18 protein-coding genes and 1 tRNA gene are annotated in these 21,366 nt (G+C 71.5%); 10 read left to right on the forward strand and 9 right to left on the reverse strand.

Translation table 11 applies throughout. The features are described from left to right. Positions 1-35: 35 nt before the first annotated feature. A complete protein-coding gene (locus tag BA175_RS21190; RefSeq protein ID WP_254667927.1) occupies positions 36-1,856 on the reverse strand; it encodes a sensor histidine kinase in 1,821 nt (606 codons plus the stop codon). Positions 1,857-1,899: 43 nt separating this feature from the next. Beyond that, positions 1,900-2,601, reverse strand: a complete 702-nt coding sequence (locus BA175_RS21195; RefSeq protein ID WP_069172996.1) for a response regulator transcription factor — start codon at positions 2,599-2,601, stop codon at positions 1,900-1,902. A gap of 90 nt (positions 2,602-2,691) precedes the next feature. On the opposite strand from BA175_RS21195, the gene BA175_RS21200 reads away from it, so the two are divergent. The 4 genes from BA175_RS21200 to BA175_RS21215 all read left to right on the forward strand — a co-directional run bounded on the left by BA175_RS21200 (position 2,692) and on the right by BA175_RS21215 (position 6,587). Then, positions 2,692-3,294 carry a hypothetical protein gene (locus BA175_RS21200; protein WP_069172997.1) on the forward strand — a complete coding sequence of 201 codons (603 nt, stop codon included), beginning with the start codon at positions 2,692-2,694 and terminating at the stop codon, positions 3,292-3,294. A 79-nt stretch (positions 3,295-3,373) separates the two neighbouring features. Next, positions 3,374-4,642, forward strand: a complete 1,269-nt coding sequence (locus BA175_RS21205; protein ID WP_069172998.1) for a hypothetical protein — start codon at positions 3,374-3,376, stop codon at positions 4,640-4,642. Beyond that, positions 4,639-5,343: an ABC transporter ATP-binding protein gene (locus tag BA175_RS21210; RefSeq protein ID WP_069172999.1), complete on the forward strand. Its 705-nt coding sequence runs from the start codon at positions 4,639-4,641 to the stop codon at positions 5,341-5,343. The genes BA175_RS21205 and BA175_RS21210 overlap by 4 nt, the downstream gene beginning before the upstream one ends. After that, on the forward strand, positions 5,340-6,587 hold the full coding sequence (locus tag BA175_RS21215) for an ABC transporter permease (RefSeq protein WP_069173000.1): 1,248 nt from the start codon (positions 5,340-5,342) through the stop codon (positions 6,585-6,587). Before BA175_RS21210 ends, BA175_RS21215 begins: the two co-directional genes overlap by 4 nt. A 352-nt stretch (positions 6,588-6,939) precedes the next feature. On the opposite strand, the gene BA175_RS21220 is transcribed toward BA175_RS21215, so the two are convergent. Further along, positions 6,940-8,307 (reverse strand): FAD-binding oxidoreductase, encoded by a 1,368-nt coding sequence (locus BA175_RS21220; protein WP_069173001.1) that lies wholly within the window; start codon positions 8,305-8,307, stop codon positions 6,940-6,942. A gap of 97 nt (positions 8,308-8,404) precedes the next feature. On the opposite strand from BA175_RS21220, the gene BA175_RS21225 reads away from it, so the two are divergent. Beyond that, on the forward strand, positions 8,405-10,012 hold the full coding sequence (locus BA175_RS21225; protein ID WP_069173158.1) for a tetratricopeptide repeat protein: 1,608 nt from the start codon (positions 8,405-8,407) through the stop codon (positions 10,010-10,012). A gap of 64 nt (positions 10,013-10,076) precedes the next feature. Here the strand turns inward: BA175_RS21225 and hppD are convergent, their stop codons facing one another. Continuing rightward, positions 10,077-11,222, reverse strand: coding sequence for a 4-hydroxyphenylpyruvate dioxygenase (hppD, locus tag BA175_RS21230; RefSeq protein ID WP_069173002.1), 1,146 nt, complete (start codon positions 11,220-11,222; stop codon positions 10,077-10,079). Between the two features lie 122 nt (positions 11,223-11,344). Here hppD and BA175_RS21235 point away from each other — a divergent pair, with 122 nt between their 5' ends. From BA175_RS21235 to BA175_RS21250, 4 genes are all read left to right on the forward strand, one after another. Further along, positions 11,345-11,818, forward strand: coding sequence for an Lrp/AsnC family transcriptional regulator (locus BA175_RS21235; RefSeq protein WP_069173003.1), 474 nt, complete (start codon positions 11,345-11,347; stop codon positions 11,816-11,818). 124 nt (positions 11,819-11,942) lie between these two features. Continuing rightward, on the forward strand, positions 11,943-12,560 hold the full coding sequence (locus BA175_RS21240) for an ArsR/SmtB family transcription factor (RefSeq protein ID WP_069173004.1): 618 nt from the start codon (positions 11,943-11,945) through the stop codon (positions 12,558-12,560). A gap of 13 nt (positions 12,561-12,573) precedes the next feature. Further along, positions 12,574-12,756: a hypothetical protein gene (locus BA175_RS21245; protein WP_069173005.1), complete on the forward strand. Its 183-nt coding sequence runs from the start codon at positions 12,574-12,576 to the stop codon at positions 12,754-12,756. 2 nt (positions 12,757-12,758) lie between these two features. Next, complete coding sequence (locus tag BA175_RS21250) at positions 12,759-14,099, forward strand: MFS transporter (RefSeq protein ID WP_069173006.1); 1,341 nt, start codon at positions 12,759-12,761, stop codon at positions 14,097-14,099. Here the strand turns inward: BA175_RS21250 and BA175_RS21255 are convergent. From BA175_RS21255 to BA175_RS21270, 4 genes are all read right to left on the reverse strand, one after another. Beyond that, positions 14,029-14,817, reverse strand: coding sequence for a S16 family serine protease (locus BA175_RS21255; protein WP_069173007.1), 789 nt, complete (start codon positions 14,815-14,817; stop codon positions 14,029-14,031). The two genes, BA175_RS21250 and BA175_RS21255, sit on opposite strands and share 71 nt — an antisense overlap. Before the next feature lie 150 nt (positions 14,818-14,967). Further along, the gene (locus BA175_RS21260; protein WP_069173008.1) at positions 14,968-15,612 is read right to left on the reverse strand and encodes an IclR family transcriptional regulator; all 645 of its coding nucleotides are present in this window, start codon (positions 15,610-15,612) and stop codon (positions 14,968-14,970) included. A gap of 591 nt (positions 15,613-16,203) precedes the next feature. Next, positions 16,204-17,985, reverse strand: coding sequence for a DEAD/DEAH box helicase (locus BA175_RS21265; protein ID WP_069173009.1), 1,782 nt, complete (start codon positions 17,983-17,985; stop codon positions 16,204-16,206). Positions 17,986-18,413: 428 nt separating this feature from the next. After that, complete coding sequence (locus BA175_RS21270; protein ID WP_069173010.1) at positions 18,414-19,880, reverse strand: MFS transporter; 1,467 nt, start codon at positions 19,878-19,880, stop codon at positions 18,414-18,416. Between the two features lie 189 nt (positions 19,881-20,069). Here BA175_RS21270 and BA175_RS21275 point away from each other — a divergent pair. Then, positions 20,070-20,143, forward strand: a tRNA-Cys gene (locus BA175_RS21275). Between the two features lie 531 nt (positions 20,144-20,674). Here BA175_RS21275 and BA175_RS21280 read toward each other — a convergent pair. Continuing rightward, complete coding sequence (locus BA175_RS21280; RefSeq protein ID WP_368073322.1) at positions 20,675-21,355, reverse strand: hypothetical protein; 681 nt, start codon at positions 21,353-21,355, stop codon at positions 20,675-20,677. Between the last annotated feature and the right edge of the window lie 11 nt (positions 21,356-21,366).

The following is a 21,366-nucleotide window of genomic DNA, read 5'->3' on the forward strand; positions in this document are numbered from 1 at the left end:
TCGGGATCCCCGCATGGGCCGGGCGCGTGGATGCCTCATGTTCCGGTCTGAGGCCGAGTACCTGGAGTCCGACGAGGCAGAGTCAGGGTGAAGACCGTTCCCTCGTGCAGGACGCTGGTCACCGACACCGTGCCGCCGTGGGCTTCGACGAGCTGGCGGACGATGGACAGGCCCAGCCCGCTGCCGCCCGTCCGGCGGCTGCGCGACTTGTCGGCGCGCCAGAAGCGGTCGAAGACGTGGGGCAGGTCCGCGGCGTCGATGCCGGTGCCGGTGTCGGACACCTCGACCACGACCTGGTCGGCGGTGTCGCGGCAGTGCAGCGCCACGCTCCCGCCGGGAGGGGTGTGCCGGATGGCGTTGGACAGCAGGTTGCCGACGGCCTGCCGTAGGCGCACGGGGTCCGCGCAGAGCGTCGGACTGCCCTCGGTGCTGGTCGTGAGCGTGACTCCGGCGGTGTCGGCCCGGCCCAGGTGGGCGGCGGCTACCTGGTCGAGAAGTTCCCGCAGGCGCAGGGGTTCGGGGTGCAGCCGGAACTGGTCCGCGTCTGCCTGCGCCAGGTGCTGGAGGTCGTCGACGATGTGCTGGAGCAACAGGGCTTCCTCCAGCAAGGAGGTGACGAACGCCTTGTCGGAGGCGGCGAGACCGTCCTGTGCCGCTTCGAGCCAGATGCGGATCGTGCTGAGCGGGGTACGCAGTTCATGGGCGACATCGCTGACCATGGCCTTGCGTTGGCCTTCCAGGCGTTCGCGGCGCTCCGAGAGATCGTTGAAGGCGGCGGCCAGATGACCGATCTCGTCGTTGGTGGTCACCGGCACCCGCAACTGCTGCTGTTGCGGCAGGCGGTGGACGACGTCCGTCAGCGTCCGCAGCGGTCTGACGAGCCTGGTGCCGACGGCGACGGTGACGGCCACGGTGAGGAGGAGTACGAGGGCGGCCACGCCGGCGATCCGGACCGTGTTGGCCGGGGAGAGAGCGAAGCCGGGGGCGGCCGATCCGCTCCGTGTGGTGACGAACAACAGTACGGGCGGTGCGACGTAAGGGGCGAGCTGATCGCGGCGGGCGGTGTCGACGCACCCTTGTACGGCCTCGCCCCCGGCTCCGCCTCCGTAGGGTGAGAAGCTGAGATCGACCGTCACGGGGTCCAGGTTCTGACGCCGCACGCACTCGTTGATCCGGTCGTTGAGCTGCTTGAGCGCTCGTGTCTCGGTCCGCGTGGGGAAGTCGAGCACGTACAGCCCGCACATGGCGCCGATCTCCTCCCGGCCCGAGGTGGTACCGGTGAGGACGACGGAGGGCCGGCCGCTGGGCGCCTCGACGACGGAGGCCGAGGAACCCTTGGTGTTGTTGCGCAGGCACGCTTGGATGGTTTCCACGCGACGCCGCAGTTTCTGGCGTTCGGACCTCGGCAGCCTGTACGGGCCGACGGCTCGAGGGTCGATTCCGTTCGTCCTGGTGCCGGGCAGCAGCGCCGGGTCGGCCCGCAGGGGGTCGACCAGTGCCGAGGCCGTGGTGGGGAGGGGGGCGGCGGAGCCGGACGCGGCGAGGGGCCGGCGGTCCTGCGTGGTCAGGGTGATACGGCGTCCGGTCCGCTCGGCCAGTCGGTGCAGGGTCGGCTTCACCTCCGACCAGTCCGTGTGGCCGGCGGCGTAGCCGACGAGCGTGTCGTAGATCAGGGCGTCGTGGGCGAGAACCTGTCCCTGCTCCTGCTTCAGCGCGCTGGTGGCCGTGCGCGTGGCCAGCCACGCGGTGGCCGCGACCGAGCAGACGGCGATCGTGATCGACGCCGCGAGCAGTCGGACCAGCAGGCTTCGGTGCAGCGGTGTCCTGCGTCCACCCGCTGTCTCCGGCTCGGCCACGGACCGCGCCCTTCGCGCCCCTCGCGCTGTACGCGCCTCGGTCTCAGCGCGCACGGGTGCCGTCGGTGAGGCAGTAGCCGACTCCGTAGACCGTCCGCAGGTAGACCGGCTCCCGGGGAACGGCCTCGATCTTCTTACGGAGGTTCAGGATGTGTACGTCGATGGTGCGCTCGGTGATGTACCGGTTGTCCCCCCGCGTCCGGGCCAGTAGCTGGCGCCGGGTGAAGACCCTTTCCGGGTCGGCGGCCATCGTGGCGAGGACCTCGAACTCACCCGGTGTGCAGGCCACCCGCCGTCCCTCGATCTCCACGGTGCGGCGGACGGGATCGAGGGCGAGGGCACCGATCCGCAGCACCGGGTCGTCCGGCGTGCCGGCGGCTGCCCGCGTCCGCCGGAGCAGGGTGCGGATCCGGGCCATGAGCTCGCGAGGGCTGTACGGCTTGGTCAGGTAGTCGTCGGCACCGAGGTCCAAGCCGAGCAGCAGGTCCTCCTCGGTGCTGCGGGCCGTCAGCATGAGCACCGGCACGTCACTTTCGCGCCGCAGGACGCGGCACACGTCCAGACCGTCGACGACGGGCATCATCACGTCGAGGACCAGCAGGTCGGGCCGGCGGCGGCGCACCTCGTCGAGCGCGGCACGCCCGTCATGGACGAGCTGGGCGATGTAACCCTCACGTTCCAGATAGAGGCGGATCGCCTCGGCCTGCTTGATGTCGTCCTCGGCCACCAGGACACGTGCTCTCATGAAGGTCAGATTAGGCGCCGATATGAAGGCGGACGAGTCTCTGATCGCGTTCTGACAGGATCGTCATAACTGCACTCCATGCTCAGGGGCATGTCGAACTTCTTCAATCGAGCGTGGTCGCGACACCGCCGGAAGACATCCTCTGCCGCACGGCCGGCCCGGGGCCCTGTCCCCCGGGCCGCCGTCCTCACCTCGGCCTGCGCGGCCACACTGGTCCTGGCCGCCTGCGGCGGGGGCGCCGATGAGGCGAAGGACGACGGCCGTGTCGCCTCGATCTCCAGACCGTCGGCGGACGGCGGCGGTGCGGCGCCGAGGAGCGGTGACGGTTCCGACGCGGGCCGCCCTCAGATCCGGCTGGACACCACTTCCGAAGAGATGGGCCGCATGTACGACGCCTGGATCGCCTGTATGAAGAAGAACGGGATGCGCAACAAGGGGGAGGACAAGCCGGACTCTCCCTGGGTCGTGAAGTGCCAGGGCAAGGAACCCCTCCAGCCGGCCGAACTGGACCCGGCCCGGAATCCGGACTTCATGGACGACTCACGGGCCATGGTGCAGTGCATGAACAAGCACGGATTCGAGAGCGTGCTCGTGGACGAGGGCTGGGGTCTGAAAGACGGGGCCTCGATGAACAAGCCCGGCTACGAAACGTTCAAGACGGACTGCCAGACGGAGGCCTTCGGTGGCAAGTGACGGCACCGACGCCCCCCGGCCACCGCGGCGACGGCGCGCGGAGGACTCCGGGAAGTCCCGTCCGCGGCGCGGACGGCGTGTGGTCATCGGGGTCGTGGCACTGACGGTCGTCACGGCCGGCGCGATGGGCGTGGCCGCGTGGCAGAACCACGCGGAGAGCCCGGAGACGGCGCGCAGCGACACGCAGAGCTCGATCGCCACCGTGACCCGAGCCGACCTGTCCAACACCCAGACGCTGAAGGGCACCCTGGGGTACAGCCGGACGACGACGCTGAAAGGCGGCAAGGCCGGCCTGATCACCTGGCTCCCGTCCACGGGGACCACGGTGAAGCGGGGCAAGCCGCTGTACCGGGTCGACAACGTTCCGGTGCCCGTCTTCTACGGCGACACGCCGCTCTACCGGACCCTGTCGGCCCGAGGGACCACCGGGCCGGACGTGAAGACGGTGGCCGACAACCTTCGCGAACTCGGCTACGACACGGGCTCCCAGCCCCCGGTGGGAACGTGGGTCACCCCACAACCCGTCACAGCGGACGAGAGGGATGCCGGGCAGGGGGCCGACGCCCCGCCGGGCGGAACCGGCACGACGACCGACGGTCCGACCGACCGCGCCGGCGCGCCGACCGGAGGGCCGGACACCGGTACCGGTCAGGGCCCCTCGGCCGATGACGCTCCCTCCACCCCGGCGCCCGTCCAGGTCAAGAGCGGCGACGGGGTCCTGACCAGCAGCCTCATCGCCGCGATCAAGCGCTGGCAGACCTCGGCCGGTATGCCTTCCACCGGCGTGCTGCGTGTCGGCGACGTCTCGGTTCTGTCCGGTGCCGTACGGATCAGCGGCGTACAGGCCCAGCTCGCCGACCCGGCCGACGGGACCCTGATGGCGGTCACCTCCACCAAGAAGTCGGTGACCGTCGCCGTGGATCCGACCCAGGTGGGCTCGATGAAGCGGGGCGACCGGGTGACGGTGGACCTGCCCGACAGCTCGACGGCCGAGGGCACCATCGACGCCATCAGCGCCAACGTCCAACTCAGCGAGGGAGGAGCCGGCGACGGCAGCGGCGGCGGCCCCGGCGAGCCTCAGCTGAACGTCAGTATCTCGCTGCGCGACACCGCAGCGGTCCGTGCCCTGAACTCCGCCCCGGTGGATGTGCGGTTCACCTCGGAGACCCGCAAGGGAGTACTGACCGTACCCGTCGGCGCGCTGCTGGCGCTGAGCGAGGGTGGCTACTCGGTCCAGTTGCCGGACGGCGAACTGGTCGCGGTGAAGACCGGGATGTTCTCCAAGGGCATGGTGGAGGTCAGCGGTGAAGGCATCGGTGAGGGCACCAAGGTGGTGACGACCTCATGAGTGCCGATCCGGTGCTTGCGGTCCGTGGAGCGAGCATGGTGTATCCCGGCGGGGTCACGGCGCTCGACGACGTCTCGCTCATCGTCGAGCAGGGCGAACTGCTCGGGATCGTCGGCCCGTCCGGTTCCGGGAAGTCGACGCTGCTGAACATCATGGGCACGCTGGACCGGCCGACCGGCGGCACCGTGGAGATCGCCGGCCAGAACGTCGCGGGACTCTCCGACCGCAGACTGTCCGCACTGCGGGGCCGGCAGCTCGGTTTCGTCTTCCAGCAGTTCCACCTCACGGAGGGGCTGACCGCTGCCGAGAACGTCGCCACCGGTCTGCTGTACGCCGGGGTACCGCGCAACCAGCGCCGCCCCCTGGCCTTGAAGGCGCTGGAGCGGGTGGGGCTGGGACGCCGCGCACGGCACCTGCCGCACCAGCTGTCCGGCGGTGAGCGGCAGCGGGTGGCCATCGCCCGTGCGCTCGTCAACCGGCCGGTCCTGGTCCTCGCGGACGAGCCGACGGGCGCACTGGACACCGCCAACAGCATCGCGGTGCTCGATCTGCTGACCTCGCTGAACCGTGAGGGGACCACCATCGTGGTCATCACCCACGACCGGGACATCGCCGCCCAACTGCCGCGCTGCGTCGAGGTCCGTGACGGCCGCATTCTCTCGGATACCCACACGTACACCCGTACGGAGCACCCCTCATGACCGTCGCACCTACGTGGACCGCCGGCCGGAGCAGCGCCGACGGTGTCGCCGACAGCAGCCCGGTGCGGTTGTCGCCGCTGGACATCCTGGGCCTGGGCCTCCTGGGCGTCCGGACCAGGAAGATGAGGGCGGTCCTGTCCGCTCTCGGCATCTCGATCGGCATCGCCACCCTGATCGTGGTCACCGGCATTCCGGCGTCCAGCCAGAAGGCCCTGATGGCCGAGCTGTCCGCCATGGGCACCAACATGCTCCAAGCCGTGCCGGCCCGCCAGGACCCACCTGTGCTGCTGCCGCCGGAATCGGTGGACATGGCCGCCCGGATCGGTCCGGTCTCGGTGGCCAGCGGGGTGGCCAACACCCATGCCGAGGTCTATCGCAACGACCTGGCCGGCGCCGACGACTACATGGGCATAACCGTCCTGGCGAGCAAGAACAATCTGCTTCAGGCGATCAACGGCACGATGCGGTCGGGTCGGTTCCTCAGCGCGGACAACGAGAGGTTCCCCACCGCCGTCCTCGGCTCGGCCGCTGCCACCCACCTCGGCATCCCGAAGGTCACCCCCGGCGGGTCCGCTCCACAGATCTACATCGACCGCCAGTGGTTCACGGTGATCGGTGTCCTGGAGAAGACCCCGCTGTCGCCGGACATCGACCGCTCGGTCCTGGTCGGCTGGAGCGCCGCCGGCACCCTGCTGAAGTTCGACGGCCACCCCACCGTCATCTACCTCAAGGCCACGGAATCCGAGATGGAGGCCGTACGCGCCGTGCTCCCCGCGACCATCAACCCCGCACTTCCCGGGGTGGTGCAGATCAGCCGCCCGTCCGACGCACTGGCGGCGAAACGCGCCACCGAGAGCACCTTCTCCTCGCTCTTCCTCGGACTCGCCGGGGTCGCCCTCCTCGTCGGCGGTATCGGAGTGGCCAACACCATGGTCATCTCCGTCCTGGAACGCCGCCGCGAGATCGGGCTACGCCGTGCCCTGGGTGCCAGCCGCGGCCAGATACGCGGTCAGTTCCTCACCGAATCCGTCGTCCTGTCGGGGCTCGGAGGTCTGGTCGGCACCGTGCTCGGCGCTCTGGCCACCGTCGGCTACGCCGCCCACGAGGGCTGGCAGCCGGTCGTCCCCCTCGGTTCGGCGATCGCCGGGCTGGTCGGCGCGGTCGTGATCGGCATGCTCGCCGGCGTCTACCCGTCCGTCCGCGCCGCCCGCCTGTCCCCCATCGAGGCCCTGTCGACGAGCTGAGGGGTGTCCCGCACGTCCCGGAGGATCGGCGCGCGGCGCCGGACGCGGGGTGTCGCACGGCGGAGGGACGTCCGCGTACGGGATGTGCGGGGACGCTCCGGCAACCCGGCGGGGTGCCGTAGCCGCCGTGCGCCCGCCGGGATGCGGGAGTGGGAACGGCGCCGGCCCGCGTCCGGCGAGGGTTCCGCGGCCTCCGCCGGAAGGCGGCCCGTCCCCCGGCCGCACCGAAACCGGGCAGGCCCGGCCCCGGCCGGGCCTGCCCGGCATCCGGTACCGGTCCCGCGTCCCGGGCGTCGGCAGGACCGCGTCGCATCGGCCAGGGCGCACACCGCGGCGGGGTGGAGCGTCGCGCTCAGAACAGCTTGCCGGGGTTGAGGAGGCCGAGCGGGTCGAAGGCCGCCTTGATGGCGCGCTGCAACTCCAGTCCCACCGGACCCAGTTCGCGGTCGAGCCACTCCTTCTTCAGCACGCCGACCCCGTGTTCGCCGGTGATGGTGCCGCCGAGCTCGAGACCCAGCGCCATGATCGCGTCGAAGGACGCCCGGGCCCGGCGGGACTCGTCCGCGTCGGTGTGGTCGAAGCAGACGACGGGGTGGGTGTTCCCGTCGCCCGCGTGGGCGCAGACCCCGATCGTCAGGTCGAACTTCTCGGCGATGGCGGCGGTGCCCTCCAGCATCGCGCCCAACTTCGACCGCGGTACGCACACATCGTCGATCATCGTGGCGGACTTGACCCTCTCCATGGCCGGCAGCGACAGCCGACGGGCCTGGAGCAGGAGTTCGGACTCGGCCACGTCGTCGGCGGGTACCACCTCGGTGGCGCCCATGGCGACGCACAGCTCCCCGACGGCGGCGAGGTCGGCCGCCGGGTCGGGCGTGTCGAAGGCGCAGAGCAGCAGTGCCTCGGTGGACTCGGGCAGGCCCATGGCGGCCATCGCGTTGACGGCGCGCACGGTCGTACGGTCCATCAGTTCGAGGAGCGACGGGGTGTGTCCCTGCTCCATGATCCCGCACACGGCGTCGCAGGCCGCTGATGCGGAGGGGAACTCGGCCGCGAGCACGAGCTGTTGCGGAGGCTGCGGCCGCAGGGCGAGGACCGCCTGGACGACGATGCCGAGACTGCCTTCCGACCCCACGAAGAGCCGGGTGAGGTCGTATCCGGCGACGCCCTTGGCGGTGCGCCGGCCGGTACTGAGCAGCCGGCCGTCGGCCAGGACGACCTCCAGGCCGAGGACGTACTCGGCGGTGACGCCGTACTTCACACAGCACAGGCCGCCGGCCGCGGTCCCGATGTTGCCGCCGATGGTGCACATCTCCCAGCTGGACGGGTCCGGCGGGTAGTACAGCCCGTGCTCGCCGACGGCGCGCGACAGCGTGGCGTTGACGACACCCGGTTCGACGACCGCGATCCGGTCGACCGGGCTGATCTCCAGGATCCGGTCCATCTTCACCAGGGAGAGCACGATGCAGCCGTCGGTGGCGTTCGCGCCGCCGGACAGACCCGTCCGGGCCCCCTGGGGCACCACGGGAACCCGCAGGGCGGTGGCGGTCCGCATGACGTGCTGGACCTCCTCGACCGTGCGCGGGAGCACCACGACGGCGGGGGCACCGGCATCGCAGAAGCTCGCCATGTCGTGGGCGTACGAGGCGGTGATGTCCGCGTCGGTGATGAGCGCCTCGGCCGGAAGACCTGCCCGCAGTTGTTCGAGGAGTGAGTCCATGATCCAAGCCTGACACCCGGGGCCAATGGTGTGAACCCGTCTACGCCGATGGGCGCAGAGCGCGATGTGCTCTTCATACTGACGCAGAGTGATGGCCATGGATGCCAAGCCGCAGCAGAATCCGGAGCCGCTCTCCTCCACCCTGCCGCCGGAGGGCGCGACGTCCGTCCCACCTCCTCCCCCGGCCCTGCGCACCACGCTGCGCAGGGCGGCGTTCGGTGCCGTCGCGGGCGCCGTCCTCGTGGCCGGCGCGGTCGTCGCCGTGCCGGACGAGGAGGTGAGGACGGCACCGCCCGCGCCGGGGCCGGTGGCGCGCGCCGAGGCCGCGGCGGCGGCCGGCTCCCCGGCCTCCCTGTCCGACCTCACCGCGCTGATCGGCGACCGGCAGAAGTGGGTCGAGACGCATCCGTCCGACGCCCCCTCCTGGGCGGTGCTCGGTACGGCGTATGTGGAGTGGGGCCGCCGCTCCGCGGACGCGGCGTACTACACACGGGCGGAGCGGGCACTGCAGCGCTCGCTGGCCGCGCAGCCCGGTGAGCGCGGCAACACGCAGGCGTGGGTGGGGCTGGGCGCGCTCGCCAACGCCCGGCACGACTACCTCGCGGCGAAGAAGTGGGGCGAGACGGTGCGCGCCCGGCAGCCGAAGGACTGGACGGCCTACCCGGTCCTGATCGACGCGTACAACGGCCTCGGCGAGTACGAGTCCGCGGGGAAGGCCACCGAGAGGTTCGGGGCGCTACGCAAGGGTGCTCCCTCGCTGGCCAGGACGTCCGACATGTACCGCAACCAGGGCTGGCGCGAGGACGCCCTGGCCACTGCCCAGGAGGCGGCGGACCGCGCCACGGGCCCTGCCGAGAAGGCGGCGGCGCTGCACCGGCTGGGTGACCTGGCCTGGGAGCGCGGCGAACCCGCGGAGGCCCTCGCCCAGTACGAGGCCGCCCTGCGCACCGACCGGGGCCACCTCGCCTCCCGGGCCGGGAGGGCCCGCGCCCTGGCCGCACTGGACCGCACGGACGAGGCACTGGCCGACTACCGGACGGTCACCGTGAAGCTGCCCCTGCCGGAGTACGTCCTGGAACTGGGTGAGCTGTACGAGTCCATGGACCTGGACGGCGACGCCCGCACCCAGTACGCGCACCTGCGCCGGCTCCTCGACAGGGCGAGGTCGGCCGGGGTGAACGAGTCCGTGCTGGAGGCCCGTTACGAGGCCGACCACGGCGACCCGGAGGCGGCGGTGGAGCTGATGCGCACGGAGTGGTCCTCGCTGCGCCGCAGTTCGGCGGTCTCGGACGCGCTGGGCTGGGCACTGCACCGGGCGGGCCGGTCCGAGGAGGCCGTGCAGTACGCGGAGCGGGCGGTGGAGACCGGGGAACGGAACGCCTCGTACGCGTATCACCTGGGAGTGATCGAGAGCAGCCTCGGGCAGGACGGGCCGGCCCGCGGGCATCTGGAGGAGGCGCTCCGGACCAACCCGGAGTTCTCCCCGCTGGCCGCCCCCCTGGCCCGGGAGGCCCTGGAGGAGCTGGGCGAACCGGCGCCCGGCGGCCCGGCGGAGCTGAGCGAACCGGAACCGGAGCCGGAGCCGGTTCCGTCGGCTTCCTCCTCGCCCTCCGCGGCGCCGGGGACCGGGCCGGCCCCGGAACGGGGGGCGGGCTCCGGTGGGGGTGGCGAGCCGAAGCGGCCGGCCCCTTCGGCGGCCTCGTGACGACGGCGCCCGGAACGGGACCTCCACGACGGGAGGGCCTGTTCCGGGCACGAGCCGCGGTGTCCTACAGGTTGCCGCGCTTCTCCTGCTCGCGCTCGATCGCCTCGAACAGGGCCTTGAAGTTGCCCTTCCCGAAGCCCATCGAGCCGTGCCGCTCGATCATCTCGAAGAAGACCGTCGGCCGGTCCTGGACCGGCTTGGTGAAGATCTGCAGCAGGTAGCCGTCCTCGTCGCGGTCGACCAGGATCTTCAGCTCGCGCAGGGTCTCCACGGGCACGCGGGTCTCGCCCGCCCACTCGCCGAGCGTGTCGTAGTACGAGTCCGGAGTGTCGAGGAACTGCACGCCGGCCGCCCGCATCGCCTTCACGGAGGCGACGATGTCGTTGGTGGCGAGCGCGATGTGCTGGACTCCCGCGCCGCCGTAGAACTCCAGGTACTCGTCGATCTGCGACTTCTTCTTCGCGATCGCCGGCTCGTTGATCGGGAACTTCACCTTCAGGGTGCCGTCGGCGACGACCTTCGACATGAGGGCGGAGTACTCGGTGGCGATGTCGTCACCCACGAACTCCTTCATGTTGGTGAAGCCCATGACCTTGTTGTAGAAGGACACCCACTCGTTCATCCGGCCGAGTTCGACGTTGCCGACACAGTGGTCGACGGCCTGGAAGGTGCGCTTGGGGGCCGGCTCCACGAGGGGCTCGGCGGCCTGGTAGCCGGGCAGGTACGGGCCGTCGTAGGCGCCGCGCTCGACCAGGGTGTGGCGGGTCTTCCCGTACGTGGCGATGGCGGCCAGGACGACCGTGCCGTGCTCGTCCTCGACCTCGTAGGGCGCGGTGATGCCCTTCGCGCCGTGCTCGACCGCGTACGCGTACGCCGCCCGGGCGTCGGGGACCTCGATGGCGAGGTCGACCACACCGTCGCCGTGGGCGTGCACGTGGTCGGACAGGAAGGTGCCCCACTCGGTGGACGGCTTGATGACGGAGGTCAGGACGAACCGGGCCGAGCCGTTGGTCAGGACGTAACTCGCGGTCTCGCGGCTGCCGTTCTCCGGTCCGGAGTAGGCGACGAGCTTCATGCCGAAGGCGGTCGAGTAGTAGTGCGCCGCCTGCTTGGCGTTCCCCACGGCGAAGACCACCGCGTCCATTCCCTTGACCGGGAAGGGGTCGGCCTGCCGGGCGGTGTCAGGGGCGGCGTGCAGAGTCTCAGTCATACGGGAAGGGTCCCGTCGCTTCGCAAGGTGCGCAACAGTTAGCGAAATCATTGGTCAGACTGCCCAGTGGATAGCCAGGATGGGCGGACTATCTGTACAGGATGACCACCGGGAGACGTGTCATGGCGATCGATCATCTGGACGGCCGGCTCATCGTGCTGCTGGCCCGCGAGCCCCGCATCGGGGTGCTGGAGGCCTCCCGGCGGCTCGGCGTGGCTCGCGGCACCGTGCAGGCACGACTGGACCGCCTGCAGACGAACGGCGTCATCCGCGGCTTCGGGCCGGACGTCGACCCGGCGGCCCTCGGCTACCCCGTCACCGCCTTCGCCACCCTGGAGATCAAGCAGGGACAGGGTGCGGACGTGCGGGCCCATCTGCGGGGGGTGCCCGAGGTCCTGGAGATGCACACCACGACCGGGCACGGCGACATGCTCTGCCGGCTGGTGGCCCGCTCCAACGCGGACCTGCAGCGGGTGATCGACCGCGTCGTCGGCTTCGAGGGGATCATGCGGGCCTCCACGGCGATCGTGATGGAGAACCCCGTACCGCTGCGCGTCATCCCGCTCGTGGAGCAGGCGGCGGAGGACGCCGGCTGAACAGGGCGGGCCCGCGCGGACGGCTCACCCCGCACGGGCCTCCGGCCCCTCCGGAGCAGACTTACAAAGGAAACGCTGCAAAAAAAGCGTTGCAAAGCAGTCTTTGCAACCTTACGGTTGCTCCATGCCGCCGAACGAGCCCGAGCACCGCCCGTCCCCGTACGCCGACGACCCCGCGATGCACCAGGTCGACGCCCGCACCCTGCGCGGCCTCGCCCACCCCCTGCGCATGCGGCTGCTGAACGCCCTCCGGGAGTTCGGCCCCGCCACCGCCTCCGGGCTCGCCGACCGCCTCGGCGAGTCCAGCGGGGCCACCAGCTACCACCTGCGCCAGCTCGCGGCCTACGGCTTCGTCGAGGACGACCCGGAGCGCGGCAAGGGACGCGAGCGGTGGTGGAAGGCCGCTCACACCGGGACCGTCTTCGGGCCCGCGGTCACCTTCACCCATCACGCGGACCCCGAGGTGCGAGGCGCCATAGGGGTGGTGCTCCACGAGGTCGCGACCACCCACGCCCAGGAGCTGAACACCTGGCTCGGCACCATGCACGAGTGGCCCGAGGAATGGCAGCGCGCGATGGACATCAGCGACTTCAAGCTGCGCCTCACCCCGGAACTCGCCCTGGAGCTCTCGGACAAGGTGCACGCGTTGGTGAACAGCTACCGGGACCGCGTACCGGAGGACGCCGAGGGTTCGGGCGTCGTCCGTACCCACCTGCACATGTTCCCGCGCCCGACCGACTGAGGGGACCACCGCCATGCACTGCGACATCCACTACACGCTGCACCGCCACCGCACCGCCGAACTCATGGCCGTGGCCGCCCGTCTCCGGCCGCGGCGTCCCGCACTGCGTCACCGTGCGGGCTGGCTGATGGTCGACCTCGGACTGCGACTGGTCCAGTCCCGCCCGGCCCCTGCCTGCTCGGCGCGGACGGCCTGACGATGGACGGGGGGACAGCGGCCTGGAACCGCATCCCGCTCGCCGCCGTCCTCACCGCCCACTCCGTATCCACGGCGGGCACGTCGCTCACCCTCATCGGGGTGCCGTGGTTCGTCCTGGAGACGACGGGCAGCGCGGGGCGCGCCGGCGTCGTCGCCTTCTGCGCGACGCTGCCCATCGTGGTCGCCGCGCTGGCCGGCGGTCCGGTCATCGACCGGATCGGCCGGCGGCGGGTGGCCGTCGCCTCCGACACGGTGTGCGGCGCGGCCGTCGCCGCCGTCCCGCTCCTGCATCACGCGGGTGTGCTCGACTTCTGGATGCTGTGCGCCCTGATGGCGCTGAACGGGCTGGCCCACACCCCCGGCAACACGGCCCGCTACGTCCTCGTACCCGATCTGGCCGAGCACGCCGGCACCACCCTGGCCCGTGCCGCCAGCCTCTTCGACGCCGTCTCACGGGGCGCCCGCATGGTCGGCGCGGCCCTGGCCGGCGTGCTCATCGCCGCGGTCGGCGCGGAGACCGTCCTGCTCCTGGACGCTGCCACGTTCGCCGTGTCCGCGCTGCTCGTCGCGGCGGGCGTACGGGGGGTACACGCGGCCGAGCCCGACAGGACCGCGGCCCCCGTCTCACCGGGCGTCTACGGCAGCGAACTCCGCGAGGGCTATGCCTACCTGCTGCGCCACCGGCTCCTGCTCCACGTGGTCCTCATGGTCATGTTCATGAACGGTACCGACCAGGGCTGGAACGCCGTCCTGCTGCCCGTGCACACCGAGGGCGAACTCGGCGGCGCCACCGATCTGGGGCTGCTCACCGCCGTGTTCGGGGCGGGCGGGCTGACCGGCGCGCTGCTGTACGGGGCCGTGGGGCACCGCTTCCCACGGCGCACCGTGTTCACCGTGTGCGTGGTGCTGTGCGGGGCGCCGAGGTTCCTGGTCGCGGCGGTGACGGGCACGACACTGCCGCTCGCCGTCACGATGGCGCTCAGCGGCGTGGCGGTCGGCATGCTCAACCCGATCCTGACGACGGTGACGTACGAACGTGTCCCCGAGGAACTGCGCAGCCGCGTCTCCGGGGCACTCACCGCGGGCTGCGAGCTCGCCATGCCCGTGGGCGGGCTCGCAGCGGGTCTGCTGGTGGAGGCCGTCGGGGTGAGGGGCGCGCTGGCGGTGATGGGCGGGGTGTACCTGCTGGCGACGCTGAGCCCCCTGGTGTTCCCCGCCTGGCGCACCATGGAGAAGGACGAGCCAAAGCTGCACGGGCCGGGGGACGCGCTCAGCAGCTCGGGGTCTTCCCGCCCTGTTCCAGGGCCTTCAGCGACGACACGGCGCCCTTCAGCGTCGTGACGGGGATCAGCCGCAGGCCGGCGGGCTTCTCCGCCCGGGCCTCCTTGCACTCGGCCTCGGGCACCAGGAAGACGGTCGCCCCGTCGCGCCGGGCCGCCTGCGTCTTCAGGGAGACGCCTCCGACCGCCCCGACCGTGCCGTCGGCCTCGATCGTGCCCGTCCCGGCGACGGTGCGGCCGCCGGTCAGATCACCGCCGGAGCCGTCCCCGGCCAGCTTGTCGATGATGCCCAGCGAGAAGAAGAGTCCTGCGCTGGGGCCGCCGACGTCGGCGAGGTGCAGCGTGATGTCCACCGAACCGGGGGCCTTGCCGAGATAGTTCAGGGCCGCGTCGACGGCGACGTTCTGCGACTTCCTCATGTCCTGGAGGTTGTGCTGCTCGATCTCCTTCTCGGAGCCGCCCGTCGGATACACCGAGTCCCGCGGCAGGACCGCGCGGTCCGTCCTGAACCAACCGTCGACCACGTCCCCGATCCCGACATCGGCCTTCGGGCCGGTCGCGAGGATGGTCGTCATCAGCAGCTCACCCTCGGTGGTGCGGGTCGGCGTGCCGTCGATCGTGATGACCTGCCTGCCCTTGTCCTCCCCCAGGACGTTCGCGGTCGTCCCGGGCTGCGCCAGTGTGAACGGCAGCGGTGCGAAGGCGGCCGTGCCGAACAGCGCGAGGACGGGCAGCGCGCAGAGGGCGAGGACGCGGGGGCGCGAGAGACGAGTGACCACCCGCCCAATCTATCCGCCACCGGCCGGTCCCCCACCCACCGGTGCGGATGCCAGGGCTCCGGGACCGGGAGCCCGGGGCCTCGGGGCCGGGGCCTGCGTGTGGCCGTCCCCCGCCCGCCCGGTTCCGCGCCACGCCGTGGTGGGGCGGGGTTACCGCAGCGCGTCCGCGACCTCGCGGGCCGCGTCGAGCACCCGGGGCCCGACCCGCTCCGGCACCGCGTCCGCGAGCATCACCACGCCCACGCTGCCCTCCACACCGGACACCCCGACCAGTGGCGCCGCCGCCCCGCAGGCGCCGGCTTCGAGCTCACCGTGGGTGAGGGTGTAGCCCGGGTGGTCGGCGACCGTCTTCTGCCGTGCGGTGAGGATGGCCCGGCCGGCGGCGCCCCTGTCCAGGGCGTGCCGGAAGCCGGCCCGGTAGGCCACGTGGTAATCGGTCCAGGTCGGTTCGACGACGGCGACCGCGAGCGCGTCGGCCCCGTCGACCAGCGTGAGGTGGGCGGTGGCCCCTATGTCCTCGGCCAGGGAACGCAGCGCGGGCAGTGCCGCCTCCCTGACGAGCGGGTGCACCTGGCGGCCCAGGCGCAGCACACCCAGGCCGACCCTCGCCCTGCCGCCCAGGTCGCGCCGGACGAGGGCGTGTTGCTCCAAGGTGGCGAGCAGTCGGTAGACCACGGTGCGGTTGACGCCGAGTTTGTTCGACAACTCGGTGACGGTCAGGCCGTGATCGGTATCGGCGAGCAGTTTGAGGACACGCAGTCCCCGGTCGAGCGTCTGCGAGGTCTCCGCGGTCACGACGCCCTCTCCCTCGTTGGTGAGCGGGGCGGTTCTCTCTCCGGCAGTGCCGACGCCGGTCCCGTCGACGGCGCGCCGAGAGGCCGCCGACTGGCCATGGCACCGGCTGTGCTCCGCGGCAACATCGCCACGGCGCGTTCATGTTTCCGGGACATTAGCGAGCGGGTCCGCTCAGCGGAAGACCTCGTCCAGAATCCGGTCCGCCCGTGTAACGCCTCCGCATAACCGCCGGTCAACGCGAAACCGTCCGGAACGCGAACATCTACGCGCGTTCATGTCGGGTGACGCACTCGCGACGCTCCGTACACCGATGTGAACGATTGTTAACCGAGCGTGAATAATTGTTGCAGAAACTTCTGCCGCACAGGCACCGCACGCCCCCGCGAGCGCCCGCGCGCCCCCCGGTCCGGGAACGCTGAACGTCCGTCCGGGGAGCGCCGAACGCCCCGCCGGGACACCGGCCAGGCCCGTCCCGTACAGGGGACCACCACCGGGCCGGAACGTTCCGGCCCGGGCACGGAAACGCCAACGGGCCCGGCACGGCGCGTACTTCGCCGTACCGGGCCCGCCTTCCTCCTCAGCGGGACCCGCTCACCGCATCCGGGTGGCCCACTCCTGCACCTTCTTGATCCGGTCCTGGATCTGGCCGGCCGTCGCCTCCGCGCTCGGCGGACCGCCGCACACCCGCCGCAACTCGGTGTGGATCACCCCGTGCGGCTTGCCGCTCTGATGCGTGTACGCCGACACCATCGTGTTGAGTTGCTTGCGCAGACCCAGCAGCTGTTTGTGGGTGACCACGGGCCTGCCTTCGGCCGGCTTCTCCAGGAGATCGGCCTCCGAGGCCGGCTTCTGGCGGCTGTGCGCGATCTGCCGGGTCTGGCGCTTCTGGAGCAGCAGCTGCACCTGGTCGGGTTCGAGCAGCCCCGGGATCCCCAGGTAGTCCTGCTCCTCCTCGCTGCCCGGGTGCGCCTGCATGCCGAACTCGGCACCGTCGTACAGCACCCGGTCGAAGACCGCGTCGGACTCCAGCGCCTCGAAGGGCAGCTGCTCCTCGGTCTCCTCGTCCTCCAGCTTCTCCGCGTCCGCGAGGAGCTGGTCCTCCTCGGCGAAGGGGTTCTCCTCCTCGCTCCCCTTCTTGGGCTTGTCGAGCACGTGGTCGCGCTCGACCTCCATCTCGTTCGCGAAGTCCAGCAGCATAGGGATGGTCGGCAGGAAGACCGAGGCGGTCTCGCCGCGCCGCCGCGACCGGACGAAACGGCCGACCGCCTGCGCGAAGAAGAGCGGCGTGGAGATGGTGGTGGCGTACACGCCGACCGCGAGACGCGGTACGTCGACACCCTCGGACACCATCCTGACCGCGACCATCCAGCGTGAACCGTCCTGGCTGAACTGGTCGATCTTCTTCGAGGCGGCCTTCTCGTCGGAGAGGACGACGGTGGGCCGGTCGCCGGTGATCTTCTTCAGGAGCTTGGCGTACTCACGGGCCGACTCCTGGTCCGTGGCGATGACCAGACCGCCCGCGTCGGGGATGCCCTTGCGCACCTCGGTCAGCCGCTTGTCGGCGGCCGCCAGGACGTTGGGGATCCAGTCACCGTTGGGCGAGAGTGCGGTGCGCCAGGCCTGCCCGATGGCGTCCTTGCTCATCGGCTCACCGAGCCGTGCGGCGATCTCGTCCCCGGCCTTGGTACGCCAGCGCATGTTCCCGCTGTAACTGAGGAAGATCACGGGGCGGACGACACCGTCGGCGAGCGCGTTGCCGTAGCCGTACGTGTAGTCGGCCGAGGACCGCCGGATGCCGTCGTTGCCCTCCTCGTACGCCACGAAGGGGATCGGGTTGGTGTCCGAGCGGAACGGCGTGCCGGTGAGGGCGAGCCGCCGGGTCGCCGGGTCGAACGCCTCCTGGCACGCCTCTCCCCAGGACTTCGAGTCACCGGCGTGGTGGATCTCGTCGAGGATCACGAGCGTCTTGCGCTGCTCGCACCGGTTGCGGTGCAGCATCGGGCGGACGCCGACACCCGCGTAGGTGATCGCGACCCCGTGGTACTCCTTGCTCACGGGCCCGGCGCTGTAGTCCGGGTCCAGCTTGATGCCTATGCGGGCCGCCGCCTCCGCCCACTGCTTCTTGAGGTGCTCGGTGGGCGCCACGACGGTGATCTGCTGCACCACGTGGTGGTGCAGCAGCCATGAGGCGAGGGTCAACGCGAAGGTGGTCTTCCCGGCGCCGGGCGTCGCCACGGCGAGGAAGTCGCGCGGCTGCTCCTGGACGTACTTCTCCATGGCACCCTGCTGCCAGGCGCGCAGCTTCCCGGCCGTCCCCCAGGGGGCGCGGCCGGGAAAGGCGGGTGAGAGGTGGTGGGAGGCGGTAGTAGTCACGGTCTCCGGTTCGGGGCACTCGGGTACGTGGTCGGCTGTCCGTACCGGCCGGGACCGGCCCGTACGCGATACGACAACCGGGCCACCCTACCGGCGGGTGGGGCGAGGACATCTCGCCCCACGGCCCGGCCCGCTCGATTGCGACAGCCGTCACACCGGGTCGGCCACCGGGGCGGTCACCGGGTCGCGGGGCACCTGCGGAACGGCGTGCACCTCGTCCGCCTCCCCGGTCGCCACCGCGACGACCAGGCCTTCCACGCCGGTCGCTGTCCGGGCGCGGGCCCGCCCCGTGTATCGCCGGGAAGGTCACGCACGGCAGCCGGCCAGTCCCCGGCCGCCGTCGAGGAGCGGACGGTGGATCGCCGTGGACCGCGGGTGGGCTGCCGCCGGCCCTCAGATCCGGTTACGGCTGCTCGCCGAAGACTCCCTCACGGGGTCCGCACTCTGGTCGCCACCCACACACCCACCAGGGCCACCACCGCCATCGGCAGGAACACGGCCGCGAACGCCCCCGGGTGCGCGCCGGCGGTCCCGACGCCCACCGCCCCGTGCACGGCCGCGCCGACCTCGCCCCCGCCGAGCGCGGCGAACGCCGCACCACCACCGGTGAGCAGCAGGACGTTGGCCAGCCCGTCCGAGATCTGGAGGGCCGCGGAGTTGCCGCCCGCTTCCTCGGGCGCGGACAGCTTCAGCAGCAGCACGCTCGTCGAGGCGATCACCATCCCCATGCCGAAGCAGCCGACACCCCACACGGCGGCGAGTGTCCACACCGGTACCGCCTCGACCAGCACGGCGGGTGCGGCGGCGATCGACACGGCCACCAGCACCATGCCCGCCACCATGAGGGACTCACGATGCCGCTCCAGGCGCGGCCGGGCGAGCACGTACGAACCGAGCGCCCACGTCAGGCCGCCTGCCGCGAGCGAGAACCCCGCCATCGTGGGGGACAGCCCCCGCTGGGTCACCAGCATCAGCGGGACGAACGACTCGGCCGCGATGAACGAACCGGCCGAGATCCCGCGCAACAGGATCACCGCGGGCAGCCCGCGCGCGGCCCGCACCGTCCCCCGGGGCATCAGGCCGAGCACGGCCGGTACGAGGAGTGCCGTGCCGACCAGGGCGGGCAGCAGCGAGAGCCAGCGCAGTTCCTGCCCGGCGTACTGCAGGAGCCCCGCGCCCAGCGAGATGCCCAGGGCCAGCCTGATGCGCCGCCGGTCGTACGGCTTGGTCCCCGCCACCGCGTCCGCCGGCCCGGCCGCCATCCGCCGGATCGCGGGCAGGGCGAGGCCGAGCGGCAGAAGGATGAGCGCCGGGATGCCCACGAAGACCCAGCGCCACCCGAGGTGCTCGGTCACCGTTCCGGCGGCGAGCGGTCCGACGACGGACGGGACGATCCAGGCCGCCGAGAACGCGGCCATGATCGAGGGCCTGATCCGCTCCGGGTAGGCCCTGCTGATGACGACGTACAGCGCCACGATCACGAGGCCCCCGCCGATGCCCTGGACGGCCCGTCCCAGGATGAACATCACCATGCTGCCCGCCGTACCGGAGACGAGCAGCCCGGCCCCGAAGGCCCCGATCCCGGTGGCGAGCGGAGCGAGCGGCCCGCGCCGGTCGGCCCACTGCCCGGACAGCACCATGGCGAAGAGGCTGGTGGTGAAGTACGCGGAGAACGCGAACGCGTAGAGCGGGATGCCGTGCAGTTCGCGGGCCGCCACGGGCATCGCCGTCCCGACGGCGGTCGCCTCGAAGGCGATCAGCAGCACGACGGAGACGATGCCGATGCTGAGCGCCCGGTACGTACGCCCCAGCACGCCCTCGGTGGGCGGTATGTCGGCTGCGCTGTCTTCGAGAGGGGCCGTGACCTCTGCGTCACGCGGTTCCAGGACACTCATGGACCCCAGAGTAAGGGCCGAAAGGGCAGGTGGACCCTGTCGGTGGAGGGAGTCCGGATCGGGCCTTGGTCGTAGGCCCGCAGACCCGGGCGTGAACGCCGCATGGCAGTCGTGTTGCGGGACGCCCGCCACCCTTGAGCGGCGCGGCGCGGGGCCCGTACGGTCGTCGGCAGAGGGAACGACACACATGGCCGTGTGCCCGAGTGGTCAGGGGCTCGACTGCAACTCGAGTGACACCGGTTCGAATCCGGTCACGGCCTCCATCGGTCCCCGGTCGCCCATGCGGAGTCAGCGGCGGCCCTGAGCGGCAACGGCCGTCCCCGGCATGGGGGCGGCCGTTGCCGTGCGAGCACGCGTCTCCCCAGGCCCGGCGTGCGCGTACCACGTACAGCGTCACGCCGAGCCCGGCGGCGACTGCGCCTCCGGCCCCGCGCCCGTCGTCGGTGGCCGGCTCTTCGCCGCGACCTGCGTCCGGACCCCGCGAGAGGTCCTGCTTCTCGACCACGCAGCCGACGGCCCGGTCGACTGCAACGCCGGGCCGGCGAGGGTTGTCCCGCAATTCCCGGTTGATCGGCGTGCGGCGTCGGACGCCGTGCCTCGCGCGGCCCAGGGCGCCCACGTACGGGATGTATGTGGACGTTTCCGCAATGCGGCGAGGTGCCGTAGCTGTCGTCGCGCCTCCTCCGGGAATGTCGGGACGGCCCGCGGGCTTCTCCGGTGGTACCTATCCCGTCTCCGGTGGTACCTATCCCGTGCTACGGAACCGCAGGCAGCACGCGTGTCCGGTCAGCGGGTCACGCGGGGTCCAGAGAAGGCTGAGCCTCGAGCCCTCCGTCGTCCTCGCAGCCGAGTTGCTTCGCCATGGCCAGGGAAACGGAATGGGCGACGGTCGCGTAGGCGTCCTTCAACCTCGCGGTATCGCCCTCCGGTTCCTCGGGCATCCCCCCGCGCTCGACTTCGATGCCGATGTGGGCAGGCGTGGGACCGGTCAGTTCCCGGCTGCTGCAGGCGAAGCCGACGAAAGCGCCGTCGGGCGCGGTTCCGGCGCCCTCGCCCATCTTCAGGGCGGTGAACTTCGGAGCCGCGGCACCTCCCGGAGCGCTGCCGGACAGACGCCAGGTGATCCGCAGCTCGAAGTCCGCTGTTCCCACCGGGGTGTAGATCCGGCAGACGTCCCCCCGCCCGTCGGCGGACGACGTGAAACTCTCGCTCAACGCCTGGGCCGCTCGGGCGACCGTGTACTCCTTGCCCGACGCCTCGAACCTGGGCGAGCCGGTGATCGTCTCCAGCCCCTTGCCCGCCGCGGCGGAGACCGCGTGCCCGCCGCACAGTTCCGTGGCGGGCACGGACCGTTCACGGGCCTCTGCCGCGTAGTCCTTCTCGTCGTCCGAGCAGCCGGCGGCCCCGAAGACCAGCGAACCGGCCACGGCCGCACCGAGGAGCCCGCCCGGTACGCCTCTACGACTGATCACCATCAGCATCCTTC

Origin of the sequence: Streptomyces griseus, assembly GCF_001715295.1 — a bacterium.
GTDB lineage: Bacteria > Actinomycetota > Actinomycetes > Streptomycetales > Streptomycetaceae > Streptomyces > Streptomyces griseus_G.